We start from the raw sequence: 15,857 nt of genomic DNA, 5'->3' as shown, positions 1-15,857 counted from the left end.
TGAACCGGTCGGAGACCGAAGGAAACGGCATGGACAAGGATTTGTTCGCGGGTCTGAAAGTGATCGATTGCGCGAGCTTCATTGCGGCGCCTGCGGCGTGCACGGTGCTGTCGGACTTCGGCGCCGATGTCATCAAGATCGAGCCGCCGGGCGAGGGCGATGCCTACCGCAATCTGTGCCAGGCGCCGGGCTATCCGGTCAGCGAGCACAATTATGCCTGGATCCTGGAGTCACGAAACAAGCGCAGCATCGCACTCGACCTGAAGTCGCCGGAGGGGCTTGCGGTGCTGCATCGGCTGGTCGACCAGGCCGACGTGTTCGTCACCAACATGCCGCTGCCGGTGCGCCGGCGCCTCAACATCCGTTATGAGGATCTGGGGCCGCGCAATCCCAGGCTGATCTATGCCTCGTTCACCGCCTATGGCGAGACCGGTGCGGAAGCCGAAAAGACCGGTTTCGATTCCACCGCCTACTGGGCGCGCAGCGGACTGATGGACAATGTCAAGCCGCATGCGGACGCCGCACCCGCGCGCTCCGTCGCCGGCATGGGCGATCATCCCAGCGCCATGGCGCTCTACAGCGCGATCGTCACCGCGCTCTATCGGCGCGATCGCACTGGCAAGGGCGGCCTGGTCAGTTCATCGCTGATCGCCAATGGTCTGTGGGCTAATGGCGTGCTGGTGCAGGCGCAGCTGTGCGGCGCGCGGATGATCCCGCGGCCGCCGCGCGAGCAGTTGCCGAATGCCTGCACCAACATGTATCGCTCCCGCGACGGCCGCTGGCTGACCATTTCCATGCTCAACGAAGCACGGCAGTTCGAGCCGTTGCTGGAGGCGATGGGCCGCCGCGATATTCTGGACGATCCGCGGTTTGCGACGCTCGAGTCGCGGCGGAGCAATTCGCCGGCGCTGATTGCCCTGTTCGACCAGATCTTCGCCACCCGCGATCTCGCCGACTGGCGCAAGCGGCTCGACGACGTCGGCATCACCTTCGGCGTCACCGGCACGCTGGACGACATCCCCGATGACCTGCAGATGCGTGAGGCAGGTGCGCTGGTGTCTTATGCCGATAGCGCTATGCTTACCGTCAGCAGCCCGTTCACTCTCGAGGGCGTCGAGAAAGCCGAGCCGCGCGCGGCGCCAGCGATCGGCCAGCACAGCGACGAGATCCTGCGCGAGGCGGGCTATGGCGCTGACGACATTGCGCGGCTGAGACAGAACAAGGCAGTTGCGTAAGGCGAGGCCGAAGCCGCGCGTTACTCCGCCGGCTCGACGAGCGAGCGTTGCTGCGCCGTCTCGCGTGCGAGCAGTATGAGCAGCACGAGAAACGCCGCCTCGATGATCGCGAATGCGGCGAACGCCTGCTTGAAAGCGCCGCCGGAGCCCTCGATGATCGCGCCCATCAGCCACGGTGATGCGAAGCTCGACAGAATGCCGAATACCTCGGCATAGCCCACCGCCGCCGGCGCCAGTGCGTCCGGATATTTCTCGCTCAGGAACGAGAAGATCGCGCCGCCGCCGAGCACCGCGAGGCCGCTCAGCGCGGCAAATACGACGAGTGTTGCAAAGCTCACTGGATAGATCGTGCTGGACAGGAACATGACCGCGGTCAACAGCGCCAGCAAGGCACTCAGCTTGATCATGAAGGGCTTTCCCAGGCTGTCGGCCATGTAGCCGCCGATGATCAGGAACACCACCTGGGACAGGCCCATCAGCGTGCCGATGATTGCGCCGGCCTCGACCGGCATGTGCTGAACGGCGATGAAGGCGGGGACCACCCATGTTGCCGTCCCGGCGATGGCGAAGGTGCAGGCAGCGATGCCGAGGCCGCCGACCACGATCCATTTCGATCGAAAGATCTCGGTCAGCGGCATGCTGGCGATCGTTGCCGGCTCGTTCTCCCACTTGAATCCGGCGATGCCGATCTCGGCTGGGCCATTGCGGACCATGAGCCCATCGATCAGAGCGACCAGCAGAGTGCCGGCCGCCAGCACGGCAAAGAAGACGCGCCAGCCGGTGGCGAGCGTCAATGGAATGCCGAGCGCGAAGTCCAGCGTGATCGCGAGACTGTAGGCGGCGAGGATCATGCCGACCACCGCCCCGCGTCGCTGCTGCGGAAACCAGCCGAAGATCAGCTTCATGTTGCCGATGAAGATGCCGGCGTCGAAAAAGCCGATCAGCAGGCGGAGGATGATGAGCTGTGTATAATTCTGCACAAACACCTGCAGCACCATGCCGATGCCGGTGCCGGCGAGGCCGATCAACAGCATGGTACGGGCGGACATGTTGCGGCTGACCGGCGACCACGCCACCATCCCGACGCCGTAGGTGAGTGCGAAGATGCCTTGGGCGAGGCCGGCTTGCGCCGGATTCAATCCGAGCGTCTCCGACACGAAGGGAATGACGGCCGCGAAGGCGTACCAGTCGGCCGCCAGGAAAATCTCGCACAGGATGGCGAGCGCCAGCATCCATTTCTGCCATTGTCCGATCCGGATCCGATCGGACTCGGAAATCGTGTTCCAGTTCATGGTCGATCCTCTGTGGTTGGGCGGATCCCGGCAGGGGGAGTGAAGGCGGCGGCGTCAGGCCGGAGGCGGCAGGAAATTGACCTCGTGTTCGGCTGCGATCCGAACGACCTCGGCTGGGTCAGGCACATTGTGGATGCGTTCGAACAGTGTTTTTAGCGAGCGCGTCGGTGCGACCCAGAACAGGCTGGTGGCGGTGTCTCCCGACTTGTTGAAGATGCCGTGGGGGATGCCCTTGGGCATACGTACGAGATCGCCGGCCGTGGCGATGCTTTCCTTGCCGTCGAGCCACAGGTCGTAGCGGCCGCTCAGCACGTAGATGAATTCGTCCTGGGTGGGATGGACATGCGGCGGGACAAACGTGCCGGGCGGGAAGACGGCGTGCCAAGCTATCGAGTTTGTTGACTCCTGCTTCAGTGTGTAGGTCTGACCCAGGATGCTCCAGGCGGTGCCGCCGAGGGCTTCCTCGGCGCTGGTGATGCCGGCAGGCATGTCGATCATGGATTGTCTCCTTCTGGGGATGAACGCCGGGTCAGCCGGCGAGAAACGCGGTGACGAGGTCGCCGGCCGATGGTGTCTCCTCGAACACCAGGTGGCCCGTTGCCGGGACCAGTTTGAGGTGTCCATCGGGAAGGCGCGCCATCCAGGCCTTGGCCTGGGCGGTGGGACGCAGGCGATCCTCGGCGCCCCACAGCACCAGGGTTGGAACGCGGATGCGGTGAACCCATTGCGCGAGTTTCGGGTTGCCTTGCGGATTGTCGCGGATGAGTTTTGCGAAGCCGCCGACCTCCCGCCCAAGCGCCGCATCGAAGGCGGGGTCTGGCGCCCTCGGGAAATAGCGCAGGGCCGCGGCGGGGTCATGCGCGAGATAAGACGGCAGGTCCTGCGGCGCGATATCGAACAGGCCCGGCGCCGGTGCGTCGTTGACAACCAGACCGGCGGGTGCGGCCAGCACCAGCCGGCGCAGCCGCTGTGGTTGGCGGATCGCGAATTCTGCGGCCAACCAGCCGCCAAGCGAGAAACCGCAGAGATCGAAACCGTCGAGGCCAAGACGATCGAACAGCTCCATGTAATGCAGGACATGGTCGTCAATGGTGTCGAATGCCTCGGCGTCGCCGGACTCACCGAATCCCGGATGATAGGGAATGATAACCTTGCGCTGCGTGGCCCAGGTTCGCGCCACCTCGAAGCCGGTGAAGGTGCCGGTGCCGTGCAGGAACACCAGTTCCGGTCCGCGCCCGATGCTGTGAACCACGGTGTTGATACCGTTGATGGTGTATTCAGCGCGCTCGAACCCGGTCATGTCGGTTGTGGGGTTGGCGGCTACCGCGGTCATGCGCGACGTCATGGTCGAACTCTCCGTTTCATTGAAAGGACCTCCGAGAGGCCTGTCATGCGTCCTCACGGCGCTGTGTCAGGTGTGCGGCAAACTGGTCGGCGGCGTCGGTGATGCGTGCCATCGTCATCGGCGCGTTCGGGTGGCCGGCGCTGAACTCGGCCGCGCCGGCATAGATCGCGGTCGATATCGTGCAGGCCTCGAAGAAGCCGAACAGCGGCCGTAGCTGATGCTCGACCACTAGCGAATGGCGCAGGCCGCCGCCCGAGGCCGTCAGCAATACCGGACGGTTTTTCAACGCGCCGGCACCGATCAGATCGAAGGCATGCTTGAACAGGCCGGGGTAGGAGCCCTGGAACACCGGACAACCAATCACCAGCCCATCGGCGCTTTCGATTGCTTCGATCACCGCGCGCGCCGTGTCGCTTAAGCCGTCGCGGGTGAAGGCGCAGAGGCCTGGCCCTGCGTCGAGCAGATCGAGCACGTCCACGGCGATATCGTATCGTTGCTGCAGGTCGGCGGCGACGGCCTCGACTAGCGCCCGCGCTTTGGCGGGTCGCCAACTGGTACCGCAGAAGCCGATGATGCGTTGGGGTGACACGATTGACCTCGCGCTCAGCCGGTGACCCCGAACACCGTCCATTGTGCGTTCGGGCCCGGCAGTCCAAGTAGTGCGCGGCCGCATTCCTCGACGATCTGATCCGCCATCAGGATGTGCTGGGTGCCGGCATGGATGTCCCGATAGAAGCGCTGCATCGGCGTGTTGTGCAGTGAGGCGCCGCGTGCCGCGCGATGGGCGAAGGTGCCGACGTCCGAGATCACATCGTGGATATGTCGCAGCGACAGCTTGATCATGGTCATCTGGTCGAGCGAGGGAGTCTCACCGCGGCCGCAACTGTCGGAGACATCGCGCCAGGTTTCGTAGACCAGAGCGCGCGCCGCGCGGTAACGCGCTTCGGCCTGGGCGAACTGGAACTTGAAACTTGCACTTTCGCATGACGGGCCGAACGGATCGCGACGCGGCACGATCACCTTCACCAGTTCGTCGAGCATCCTGCGACCGACGCCGATCGCCCAGCTCGCATGCGCCCAGGCGCTGTAGCCGGCGAGGCCAAGCGCGCCCTGAGGGCCGCCGCGGCGCGGCGCGCCGATGTCGAAGTCGTAGGTCATGTGGGTGGGGACAAACAGCTCATCACCTACGCTCAGGGTGTAGTCGAAGCTGCCGGTCGCGCGCAGTCCCAGCACGTCCCAGTTGCCGAGCAGCTTGATGGTCGCGCGCGGGTGATGGGTGACCACGATCTTGGGCTGGCCGTTGGGCTGGATCACCATGTCCTTGCCCTCCGGATCAGTGACGAAACACCCCGAATGCACCCATTCGGCATGTTGGATGCCGCTGCCGTAGGCCCAGTTGCCGCGGATCATGAAGCCGCCTTCGACCGGGCGAGCGAATCCCCTCGGCACGCCGTTGCCGGCAATGGTGATGTCGGGTCCGCCCGCGAACACCTTGCGGATGCCTTCGTCGGCGATGTAGATCGCCATCGTTGTCCCCTCCATGTTGTTGCCGAGGACGCACCAGCCGACGGAAGCGTGGGCATAGGACAGGCGCTCGATCACCGTCATCGCCTCGAACGGCGATAGTTCGGGCCCGCCGACGTCTTTTGGAAACAGCATGGTGTAGAGCCCGGCAGCGCGCATCGCCGCGACCACGTCGTCGGTCAGGTGGCCGAGCGCCTCGGCCTCGTTCGCCTTGGCCTCGATCTGCGGCAGCAGCTTGTCGACGCGGGCGTGAAAGTCCGCGGCTGGCGTGGCGGCGGCGCGCACGGCGTGCTTCAGGGGCGAATTCATGATCGAGTTTCTCCAATCGAAAGTGGACACGTGTTTCCGGGCGTGCGCTCCCGGCGGGGAAACGCACGGCTTGCAACACGGGGAGGGATCTTGGTGGGCTGGATGCGTTCGCGGCATCGCAGTGTCTCGAATTTGGACGCTATGAATGCGGCTGGGGACCGGCAATCCCCCATGATGGGGGGCTGGTTGTCGTTCCTCGGCGCTGGACGGCGAAGGTGCTGCGCAGGGAATGAGCCGCAGCGGCGGTTCTTGCGTCAGTCCGTGCCAGTTTTTTTCACTTGACGGGGGATCGGGCTCCGCGAGAGCCTGCGTACCCGGACAAGAGTGGCAAGAGCGGAACGTGTCACTGGCTTACGACCTTTCGGAATCCCACCTCGCCGATCGCATCATGTCGGTCGCGGAGAGCCGCTCCGTGCCGATGCTCGGTGACGCCTGTTGTTCGGCGATCGGCGAATTGACGGGGTCATCGACGGTCGGGCTCTATCTGCTCGAGACCGTTGAACCCGAACTCGTCTATAGCCGGCATGTTGCGGACGATTTCCTCGACAACTACAAGGCCGGATTCTGGAAGTCCGATCCGGTGCTCGACTGCATCCTGACTGCCGGACGGACCGTCGACGGCGCATCCCTGTTGGGAGAACAGCATTGGCCGCGCAGCATGTCCTTCGAAATGCTGCGGCACTGGGGGTTCAGCTGCAATATGGGCGGCCCGCTCTGGTACGACGACAGGATCGTTGGCGTGCTGTTCACGGCAACCCGCAGCAGTGCGCGATACACGCCTCTGCTGCGGCAGCGGATGGAGATGCTCTGCCGCGCCGGCTCACTGGCACTGACCAACATGATCAACACCGGCCATCTGGACTTTGGCCGGCAGGCCGAATCCGCGGCACGTCATCTTCCGGCGCAGCCGGCTCTCGCTGCGTTTCAAGGAAAACTTCCGCCGCGCTCTGCCCAGGTGGCCGTTCTGGTCTGCCGCGGCCAGACCAACAAGCAGATTGCGCGGGGGATGGGCATTTCAGATCAGACGGTGAAGGAGCACGTTGCCAATTTATGCAAGCGCTTCGGTGCCCACAACCGAACCGAGTTGGTTGCGTGCATGATGAGCGGAATGTCGCGGCAATGGCAATAGAAATATCCGCGTCTCGTCCATTGTGCACACCGCGGTCACGCCGCCCTCAGTCCTTCAACGTGAACTTCTTGCGCAGCTCCGCTGCAACCTGGTCGGCCAGCTGCTGGGCGTAGGTCGCGCTCTTCGGTGCGGTGATGACCGTGGCGCGCCAGCCGAGCAGCGCATCCTTGCGGACCGACACAAAGACACCGCCGACGGCGATGCGCTCGCCGATCATGGCTTCGAGTTCGGTGTCGGTTTTCGCTTCCTTGGCCATTATCCTTGTTCCGGCACGGTCATAATCGGCGCCAAATCTGACGATTTTGCGAATATCCGGAAGCAATCCAGGCGCGAGTCCGGCCTGTCGCGCGTTCACAGCCTCGTGACATCGGTGCGGAAAGTCGCCAGGCGTTCTCAGCCAGCCCAATCGAACTGGCTGCTGAGGTGGTCGCCGATCTGCACAAGCTTGGCGACGCGATCGGCGTAGCCGGGTGCCGCTTCCGCTTCGGCATCGGCCGATGTCCGGAACTCCCAGGCGTCGCCGGCGGGGATGACCGAGATCCTGATGCCGTTGGGGTGGATGCCGTGATCCCCCAGTTCTGCCAACGCAATCGCGACCAGCTCCGCGGTCGTCTTCTTGGGCTTGTCCATAACGCCGTCCCGGCTTTCAACGTGCAGGTTGGGTCCAGCTTGCGCGGCGCTGCACGGCGGCGTCAATTGCCAAAGTCGCCGCAGCTTCCACAAGGGGGTCTGCCATGACGGTCTGTGCGGTCAGGTCCCGCTGGTGACGTTGGTCTGCACCGGCAGCAGCTCGGTCGTGGCACGATCGGGCGTCTCGTCCTTCCAGCGCACCGATCCGAACGGCCGCTCCAGCATGCGGCGGACGCGCACCGGATCGGGGCCGAGATGGAAATCGGCGGCTTTCTGGTGCAGCGCACGCTCGGATTGGGTCGAGCGATTGCGCTGCCGCAGAAAATCCGTCCAGGTTGGGCAATGATAACGCTCGGTCCACAATTCGGGGTCGGCCAGATCGCGTGCGATCGACCAGCCATAGGCGCCATTGCGCTGGCGGGTGAACTGCACCTGCTGCATCACGCCAAAAAACTCGCGCGCCCGCTCCTGATCCACCCGGTACTCGATCTCGATCACGATCGGGCCGCTACGTGCCTTGATCGACAACGCCACTTCGGGATCGGCGAGCGGATCCACCGCCTGGTCGTCGCGGCCGCCGGCGGCCGGCATGCGCAGCCACAGCCCGAGCAGCGGCGAGAGCAGCACCACCGCGGCCGAGATCATCAGCGCATGGTCGGTGCCGATCGCGTCGGCGACGTGGCCCCAGCCCCAGCTTCCGATGGCGACACCGCCTGAGATCGCGGCCTGGAAGATGGCGAGCGCACGGCCGGCGACCCAGCGCGGCGCCGACAGCTGGATGCTGAGGTTGAACATGGTGATCGCCAGCATCCAGCCGGCGCCGGCCACCACCAGGGCCGCGGCCGTCAGCGCCGGGGTGCGGCTCAGCGCAACGACGCCGATGCCGATCCCCATGGTCAGCAGGCAGATCCGGATCGCGACCTCGCTGCTGAACTGCCGGCGCATGGTCTCGACATTGAGTGCGCCGACCACCGCGCCCATGCCGAACGCGCCGAGCATGATGCCGAAGGTCTGCGCGCCGCCGCCGAGCATGTCGCGCGCGATCAGCGCCATCAGCGCCAGGATCGAGGTGCCGCCGATGCCGGTCGCGAGCGTCCGCCACAACACCACGCGCAGCGAGGGCGAATGCACGATGTAGCGCACGCCGGACACGATGGCGCGGCTGAGGCGCTCCGGCGGCAGCCGTGACGGCTCCACCACACGGCGCCAGAGAAAGAACACGGTGAGCAGCGGCAGATAGAGCAGGGCGTTGCAGACGAAGGCGGCGGCGGAGCCCGCGGTTGCCACGATCACGCCGCCGATCGCAGGACCGAAGCTGCGGGCAATGTTGTAGCTGATGCCGTTGAGCGCGACCGCGGAGGGCAGGGTGTCCGGCGGCACCTGTTCGCTGACGGAGGCCTGCCAGGACGGCCCGAACAGCGCCATGCCGCAACCAATCAGGAAGGTGAAGGCCAGGATGATGTTGGGCGTCAGCAGGCTGAAATGGGCGAGCACCGACAGGGTGGTCGCGGCGGTCAGGCCCAGCGACAGCGCCAGCAGCGCGACAATCCGGCGGTTGAACATGTCGGCGATCGCGCCGGCCGTGACCGACAGCAGCATCACCGGCAGCATCAAGGCGGTCTGCACCAGCGCCACCATGTCGGCTGAGGACGTCATCTGGGTCATCGCCCAGGCGGCGCCGACGCCATGGATCATCAGACCGAGATTGGTGGCGAGGCTCGCGAGCCAGATCCGGCGGAACAGGGCGATGCGCAGCGGGGCGCCGATACCGTTGAGCAACACCAAACCCTTTCTCGACCGGCAGTCGGGCGATTCGTCTGTCGTGGAGGACGGTGCCGCCGGAATATCATCTGTCAGCCACCGGTGGTGACAAAATCTCCAGCGATTCCCGCATTCTCGCGATGGACATTATGTTTTTGTATACATATACAAGAAGCATGAGCATATCTCGCATCGCGCCGCGTCCGTACCTCCGGGACGAAGTCTACACCGCCCTGAAAGCCCGGCTGGCTGAACTAGCCGTGGACCTCACCGTGCCGATCCGGGTGCGGGAGGAGGAACTGGCGGAAGCGCTGGGAGTCAGCCGCACCCCGGTGCGGGAGGCGATGCGGCGCCTGGAACTGGAGGGCATCATCACCGTCCAGCCCCGGCGCGGCGCCCGGCTGATGCCGACCTCGCTGCCAGGCTATCTGGAGTGGCTCGCGATCCGCGAGATGCTGGAGGGGCTGGCGGCGCGCGAGGCCGCCCGCGATGGCGCACCCGATGTCGCGCAGCGGCTGCGCGCGGTCTTTGCCGGCTTCGACGCGGACGCGATTGCGGCGCGACCGGCCGACTACGCGACGGCCAATGCGGCGTTTCATGCGCTGCTGATCAAGGAAAGCCGCAACCTGCTGCTGGAGCGCACCTGGCAATCGTTCGGTCATCTCAAGATGGCGGGGCTTCGTTTCATCGAGCGGCTCAACCGCGGCCCGCAGTCGCTCAGCGAACATCATGACATCATCGATGCTATCGAAGCGCGCGATCCAGATCGGGCGGAAGCGCTGGCTCGGCTGCACATCCGGCTGTTGCGCGAGCAGGTCGCGGCGACGCTGACACAGTTCGAGGACGAGGCCAAAGACCAACGCTAGCGTTTTCAAGCGAAGTGGGTACCGGTTCGCGTGAAGAAAACGCGTCAGAACAAGAATCCAAACGCGCCAAAAATAGCGCGCATAAAAATCAGAGGAGGAAGCAATGCTTGTGGTGTCGCGGCGCTGGCTTGGATGCGCTGCTGTGGTGATGGCGCTTGGCGCTTATGTGAACGGTGCGTCGGCGCAAACCTATCCGTCGCAATCGGTGAAGCTGCTGGTCGGTTTCGCACCGGGTGGCCCGGCCGATATCATTGCCCGCATTGTCGGCCAGAAGCTGAGCGAACACTGGCGGCAGCCGGTGGTTATAGAAAATCGCGGCGGCGCCGGCGGCAACATCGCGGCCGTACAGGCCGCCAAGGCCGAGCCGAACGGCAGTACCATCCTGGTCACCACCAGCGCGTTCGCGGTCAATCCCAGCCTGTCGTCGAAAGCCGGCTATTCGCCCGACGAATTTCGCGTCGCCGTCATCGCCGCCACCACGCCGAACCTGATTGTCGGCGCGCCCAATCTTCCCTTCGCGACCCTGGCCGACGCCATCAAGGCGGCCAAGGCCCAGCCGATGACCTACGGCACCGCCGGCATCGGCACCACGCCGCATCTGTCGGCGGAGAAGATCTTCAGCATCGTCGCCAAGGTGCCGATCCTGCACACGCCGTTCACCGGCGCCGGGCCGGCGCTGAACTCGGTGGTGGGGGGCCACACGCCGCTTGCGAGTGTCGCACTGCCGGCCGCGGTGGAATTGGTCAAGGGCGGCCAGGTCAAGGCTCTGGCTGTGACCAGCAATGAACGCATCGCGGCATTGCCCGATGTGCCGACCGCGCGGGAGCAGGGGCTCGCCGACGACGAGGACGCAACCTGGGTGGCGTTCTTCCTGCCGGCCAAAACGCCGTCGGCGATCGTCGAGAAGATCAATGCCGACGTCAATGCAGTGGTGTCGGACAAGGAGGTGCAGCAGCAGCTCGGCAAGATCGGCTTCCGTGCCGTCGGCGGCGGCGTCGAGCAGGCCAACCGTTATGTGAAGTCCGAAATCGTCAAATGGGGCGACGTGATCGGTAAGCTTGGTTTGAAGCTGGACCAATAGGCCGTCAGGTTGTCCGGATTCGCGGCGGATCTGTTGTGGCGCGGAGCGCTTAGGCATTCGATCCGGCTTGGACAAGGGCTCTGCAGGGCAAATTTATCGTCGACGCCCCGCTGTTTTTTTCGGGCGCGAGCCGATACGTTTCTGGCGAAGCATCTTGGCAATACCGGCAAGAATGAAAGGCTGGTTTCGTGATCGACACCTCGCCGCCGTCATTCCGCGCGATTTGGCGCGACACGATTGACGCGATGACCCGACTGCGATGGCTCTCATTGATCGGCCTTCTGATCATTTTGAGTGCGGAGGCTATCAAGGTTCTCGCCTTGTCGGATCGCTTGTCGCTCCAGGAGCCCGTCAATCTGGTTTGTTCCATCCTGCTCTTGCCGCTCGATGTCGCAATCTATCGGCTGCTGATTCTCGGTGAAGCCGCGTCTCGTTATCGCCTTGATCCGTTCGACCATCGCTTCCAACGATTGCTGATCTGGACTATCTGCTGGTGGGGCGTCATTGTTCTCCCGCCCTATGTGGTGAGCCTGATAACGTCAGCGGATCAATGGAGCATAGTTGCGTTTGTCGGAACGTTGCTTCTGTGCATTCCATTGTTACGAATGATTGTCCTCTTTCCTGCGATTGCGGTTGATGCAAGTGGTGCGTCGCTGGACAATGCCATTGCCGACACGCGGGGACAGTTGTGGCTCATTCTTAAAGCATTTTTTTTAGTGTGGCTTCTTCCGGTCCTGGCAATGTGTCTCGTCTTGCTCGGGACGCTGTTGCTTGGGGTCCTCATTAGCGACACATCCACCACGTCACCCGACTGGTCCGTCAGTTCATCCGACTGGCCTGCAGCTCTTCAGATCATTTTCTTCGGGGGTCTCTATTTTTTAACCCAGGTGGCAACCGCCGCGATGGTGTCGCGTTTGTTTGGCTGGATCGGCAGCAAGGTAAAGGGGCGCGACTTTCAAACGGCTCTTCCCCAGGGGACATAGACGAATGCCTAGGGGGCGCGGGTCGGCGACAACCGATGACATCGTCCGGTTTGCCGGTCTCGGTCACGTCGACGATGTAGCGTCAGGTTTAGGGTTGGCCGCCATCGAGGTCGGTGCAGTCATGGACTTTTGCCAATGTAGAGGCGGAGGGACGTGAGGTTATAGTGATGCGCGATAACCTTTTGTTGTGCATCTTCGCATTTGCACAATGCTGTCGCCTCGCTTCAGGCGATCCACAGCGGTGTCATGACACGCACGAGAATTGGAAACCGCTGACGCGGGCTTCTACGGACGCGAGCGTCCCATGCGATGATTATCGTAAATAAGCTTTGGCCGGGCCGTTAGCTTTGTGCGCCGGTGGTTTCATCTTGTTTTATTCATTCACGAGGGGTGAGCATGTGCCTGCAATGCGATGTGGACGCGGCCCATGACACGAACTCCGCCACGCGCCGTCTGCGTTTTGCCCGGCGCCGTTTTTTGGCGGTCGCCGCGGGGGTGACGGCGGGGCTGGCGTGGAGTGGTCCCGGTTTTGCGAAGGACAAGCCGCCGCCCAAACCGGACAACGTACTATCGCCCGATGCCGCATTGTCGCGGCTGATGAAGGGGAATGAACGTTATGTCCAGGGCGTGTCCAGGCGCCACGACTTCAAGCATGAACGCGAGCCGCTGACCCTCGGGCAGAACCCTTTCGCCGGCATTCTCTCTTGCGCGGATTCGCGCATTGCGCCGGAATACTGTTTCGATACCGGGCGCGGCGATCTCTTTGTCTGCCGCGTCGCCGGGAATTTCGCCAACGCCGAAAGCATTGCCAGCTTCGAATATGCCGTGCACGTGCTGGCGCTGCCGATGATCCTCGTGCTCGGTCACCAGGCCTGCGGCGCGGTCGACGCGACGATCAAATCGATCCAGGACAATACGACCTTGCCCGGCCACCTGCCGTCCCTTGTCGAGGCTCTCAGCCCGTCGGTGAAAGACGTACTCAATCAGCCCGGAAACCTGCTCGACAATGCGACCCGTCGCAATGTGATCCGGACCATGGAGGCGCTCAGGACCGCGACACCGATTTTGAGCAAGGCCGTGGCGGAGAAAAAGGTGCTGGTGGCCGGGGGGATTTATGAACTTGCCACCGGCAGGGTTGCAATGATCTCGTGATACCCATTGTCGCTTGTGCCGAGGCCGGGCCATGTCCCGGCGCCGGGCAGGGACATGCCGCCTCGCGTAAAATGAAACGATCAAGTTTTGAATGCGCCGGACAAGGGGCGCAACCGCGCAATTATGTTGCCAATCGATTGCCCCAAATGGTATTCTTTATGAAGCGGCAAGGCGGATTTGTGCCTGTTTTGCAAGTCTGCCAACAAGCTTGATCATCAATGGCGATGCGCGTCCACGGCGTAATCGGCAGGGGTGGTTGCTTGGCTATCGCGAGGCCGTGACACCGCAAAGGCCATGCGTTCCACCAGTGGAACACCATAAATTTGCGCAAAACACCCGCATCCTCTGGAGTGTTTCCGAGGCAAACAATACTCTGTCTAAAGTCTAAGACGATTCCTCTGCCGACCGGCGAGGGAAGCGTTCGCAACGTCACCGGATATCGTCTCATATCCGGGATTAGACAGGTACAAAGGACATGCTTGAGCCGATGAATCGCAAGACTGGCGCCTATGACCTCGAAATCGGCAAGAGAATCCGTGCTCAGCGGCTTTCGAGATCGATGTCACAAGAAGATCTGGCCGATCGCCTCGGCGTGGCATTTCAACAACTGCAGAAATATGAGCGAGGCGAAAATCGCGTCAGCGCGTCGCGGCTTCGCGAGATCGCGCTCGCCCTCAAGATGCCCATCAGCTCGTTCTATGGAGAGGATCGGTACGCCAAACCTGGCTCTCGCTCGAGTGATATTGGCGTGCAGGAGTTCATCACCAGTACGCGCGCGATCACCCTGCTGAAGAATTTCGCGCGGATCAAGGATGCCAGCGTTCAGAATCTGGTTGTCGATCTCTGCGAAAAACTGGCCGACAAGTAACGCTCGGGCGCCGGTAGCCGGATCAATTGGCTGCCTGGGATCGATGGACCCAGATCCGAGTCTGGCTGTCAGGTGAGCTCACTCCGTTCTGATTGAATTCGAACGACAGGCTCCGGCGGATCGCTGGCATTCAACCCGCCGTTTTTTGCTTCGCGACCTTATCTTTACGGGCGGCTGATCTCCTGCGCCCTACCGGCCTTTCGATGCTGATGTGCCCGCAGCCTTGCGGCAGGATCGGCTTGGGACGATCACGATGGTCCTCTGGCCAGATCGTCAATGATCGACTGGTCTCGATGTTGTTTCATTTCTCAGCGCCAGTCCGCGTGCGCGTTCATATCAACGCAGTTTCGCGGTTTTCGATGATCAGCATGTGTGATCCTGCCGGCTATTCCTGCGCCAAGTCCATCGGCACGCGACGTGCGATTATCGACAACAGAACTTTTCGCGACCGCGCATCAACAGGAATCGCGATACCGCAGCCTGCCTTGGGATGATGTTCCCACACATAAATACCAACGAGCGTCTCGTTAGTCACGATCCACCATCGCCGTTGTTCTCGCAGGATTAGTTTGCGAAGATATTCCGCAGGCGAGGAGACGCATGCAGTCAAATCGGCAACGGGGCGCTCCATCGGGAAACCGCGGCGAGTCCTCCCGCAGGACATCTCCTGACTGGGAGAGTATTCGCTGGTTCCTCGAGGTTGCCCGCTGCGGCAGTTTTCGTGCTGCGGCGGAACGAACCAATGTTTCGATCAATCTGCTGCGCCGGCGCATCATGGATCTGGAGCACGCGCTCGGGCTCAAACTCCTGACGCGGCAAGTGACAGGAGTAACGGTCACGCCCGAGGGGCAGCCATTGTTGACGATCGCTGCGCAGATGGAAACGGCTTCGTTCAGTTTTGCCAAAGCGAGCGACCGCAGCAAGCCGATCGAGGGCAGGGTCCGGCTGACGGTCACCGAAGGGCTGGGCACATTCTGGGTCGTTCCGCGACTGGTTGAATTTCAGCGGGCCTATCCGAAACTTCTCATCGATCTCAACTGTGCGATGATATCAGATGATGTCGAAACCGATGTGGCGATCCAGCTTGAACGGCCGACTTCGCCGGATCTCAAGAGCGTGCGTCTTGGCCGGATGCATATTTTCCCGTTTGTATCGCGCTCGTATGTCGACACCTACGGTTGCCCGACATCCCATGAAGAGCTGCTGAGACATCGCATCGTGCTTCAGATGGCCGACCGGACGCGGGCCGGCGAGTGTTATGATCAGGTGTTCCCGGGCGTTCCGCAGCTCGGTTTCGTATCGATGACCAACAACGTCAGCAGCGCGCACTATTGGGCAATTGCCAAGGGTGCCGGCATTGGCTGGTTGCCCACCTACGCGATGGCCATTGGCGCGCGCGTAATGCCGGTGAATATCGGTCACGTTTTTCCCTACGACATATGGCTGGCGTATCATCCGGACGCGGCTCAAATTCCGCGGGTGCGCCGGCTGATCGATTGGACCGCGGAGGCGTTCGACGCCCGTACTTTTCCATGGTTCAGCGATGAGTTCATTCATCCCGATGAACTCATGAAATCATACAAGGGAGCTCCGCTCGCCAATCTATTTGAGGGCTTTCTCGATTCCGGGATCGCGCGATAGCCGCGGGCGCTAAGCCGCTGTCTGTTCAATTCTCATGATTG

The 15,857-nt window shown here is 62.7% G+C and carries 16 protein-coding genes; 8 read left to right on the top strand and 8 right to left on the bottom strand.

What is annotated here, in order from left to right:
- The first annotated feature begins 29 nt into the window (after positions 1-29).
- Positions 30-1,235 (top strand): CaiB/BaiF CoA transferase family protein, encoded by a 1,206-nt coding sequence (locus RS897_RS35055; RefSeq protein WP_315833243.1) that lies wholly within the window; start codon positions 30-32, stop codon positions 1,233-1,235.
- Between the two features lie 20 nt (positions 1,236-1,255).
- On the opposite strand, the gene RS897_RS35050 is transcribed toward RS897_RS35055, so the two are convergent.
- From RS897_RS35050 to RS897_RS35030, 5 genes are read right to left on the bottom strand one after another with little or no spacing between them, the layout of a single operon-like run.
- Positions 1,256-2,527: an MFS transporter gene (locus RS897_RS35050; RefSeq protein WP_315833242.1), complete on the bottom strand. Its 1,272-nt coding sequence runs from the start codon at positions 2,525-2,527 to the stop codon at positions 1,256-1,258.
- A gap of 54 nt (positions 2,528-2,581) precedes the next feature.
- Complete coding sequence (locus RS897_RS35045; RefSeq protein WP_315833241.1) at positions 2,582-3,025, bottom strand: cupin domain-containing protein; 444 nt, start codon at positions 3,023-3,025, stop codon at positions 2,582-2,584.
- 31 nt (positions 3,026-3,056) lie between these two features.
- A complete protein-coding gene (locus tag RS897_RS35040; RefSeq protein WP_315833240.1) occupies positions 3,057-3,872 on the bottom strand; it encodes an alpha/beta fold hydrolase in 816 nt (271 codons plus the stop codon).
- 43 nt (positions 3,873-3,915) lie between these two features.
- Positions 3,916-4,503 (bottom strand): NAD(P)H-dependent oxidoreductase, encoded by a 588-nt coding sequence (locus tag RS897_RS35035; RefSeq protein ID WP_315833239.1) that lies wholly within the window; start codon positions 4,501-4,503, stop codon positions 3,916-3,918.
- Positions 4,476-5,705 (bottom strand): acyl-CoA dehydrogenase family protein, encoded by a 1,230-nt coding sequence (locus RS897_RS35030; RefSeq protein WP_315833238.1) that lies wholly within the window; start codon positions 5,703-5,705, stop codon positions 4,476-4,478. Before RS897_RS35030 ends, RS897_RS35035 begins: the two co-directional genes overlap by 28 nt.
- Positions 5,706-5,934: 229 nt before the next feature.
- Here RS897_RS35030 and RS897_RS35025 point away from each other — a divergent pair, with 229 nt between their 5' ends.
- Positions 5,935-6,834 carry a LuxR C-terminal-related transcriptional regulator gene (locus RS897_RS35025; protein WP_315833237.1) on the top strand — a complete coding sequence of 300 codons (900 nt, stop codon included), beginning with the start codon at positions 5,935-5,937 and terminating at the stop codon, positions 6,832-6,834.
- A 46-nt stretch (positions 6,835-6,880) separates the two neighbouring features.
- Here the strand turns inward: RS897_RS35025 and RS897_RS35020 are convergent, their stop codons facing one another.
- The 3 genes from RS897_RS35020 to RS897_RS35010 form a co-directional block, all read right to left on the bottom strand.
- Positions 6,881-7,090, bottom strand: a complete 210-nt coding sequence (locus RS897_RS35020; protein ID WP_315833236.1) for a hypothetical protein — start codon at positions 7,088-7,090, stop codon at positions 6,881-6,883.
- 137 nt (positions 7,091-7,227) lie between these two features.
- A complete protein-coding gene (locus RS897_RS35015; protein ID WP_315833235.1) occupies positions 7,228-7,464 on the bottom strand; it encodes a hypothetical protein in 237 nt (78 codons plus the stop codon).
- Between the two features lie 120 nt (positions 7,465-7,584).
- On the bottom strand, positions 7,585-9,246 hold the full coding sequence (locus RS897_RS35010; RefSeq protein ID WP_315833234.1) for an MFS transporter: 1,662 nt from the start codon (positions 9,244-9,246) through the stop codon (positions 7,585-7,587).
- Between the two features lie 50 nt (positions 9,247-9,296).
- On the opposite strand from RS897_RS35010, the gene RS897_RS35005 reads away from it, so the two are divergent.
- The 6 genes from RS897_RS35005 (at position 9,297) to RS897_RS34980 (ending at position 15,816) form a co-directional block, all read left to right on the top strand.
- On the top strand, positions 9,297-10,091 hold the full coding sequence (locus tag RS897_RS35005; RefSeq protein WP_315833233.1) for a GntR family transcriptional regulator: 795 nt from the start codon (positions 9,297-9,299) through the stop codon (positions 10,089-10,091).
- Between the two features lie 103 nt (positions 10,092-10,194).
- Complete coding sequence (locus RS897_RS35000) at positions 10,195-11,172, top strand: Bug family tripartite tricarboxylate transporter substrate binding protein (RefSeq protein ID WP_315833232.1); 978 nt, start codon at positions 10,195-10,197, stop codon at positions 11,170-11,172.
- A gap of 188 nt (positions 11,173-11,360) precedes the next feature.
- Positions 11,361-12,155 carry a hypothetical protein gene (locus tag RS897_RS34995; RefSeq protein WP_315833231.1) on the top strand — a complete coding sequence of 265 codons (795 nt, stop codon included), beginning with the start codon at positions 11,361-11,363 and terminating at the stop codon, positions 12,153-12,155.
- 396 nt (positions 12,156-12,551) lie between these two features.
- Entirely contained in the window at positions 12,552-13,307 is a 756-nt protein-coding gene (locus tag RS897_RS34990) for a carbonic anhydrase (RefSeq protein ID WP_315833230.1), read from the top strand.
- Positions 13,308-13,794: 487 nt separating this feature from the next.
- Positions 13,795-14,175, top strand: a complete 381-nt coding sequence (locus RS897_RS34985; RefSeq protein ID WP_315833229.1) for a helix-turn-helix domain-containing protein — start codon at positions 13,795-13,797, stop codon at positions 14,173-14,175.
- A gap of 600 nt (positions 14,176-14,775) precedes the next feature.
- Entirely contained in the window at positions 14,776-15,816 is a 1,041-nt protein-coding gene (locus RS897_RS34980; protein ID WP_315833228.1) for a LysR family transcriptional regulator, read from the top strand.
- Positions 15,817-15,857: the final 41 nt, after the last annotated feature.

It is taken from the genome of Bradyrhizobium prioriisuperbiae (genome assembly GCF_032397745.1).
GTDB lineage: Bacteria > Pseudomonadota > Alphaproteobacteria > Rhizobiales > Xanthobacteraceae > Bradyrhizobium_A > Bradyrhizobium_A prioriisuperbiae.
This window is presented reverse-complemented; position numbering and strand designations above follow the sequence as displayed.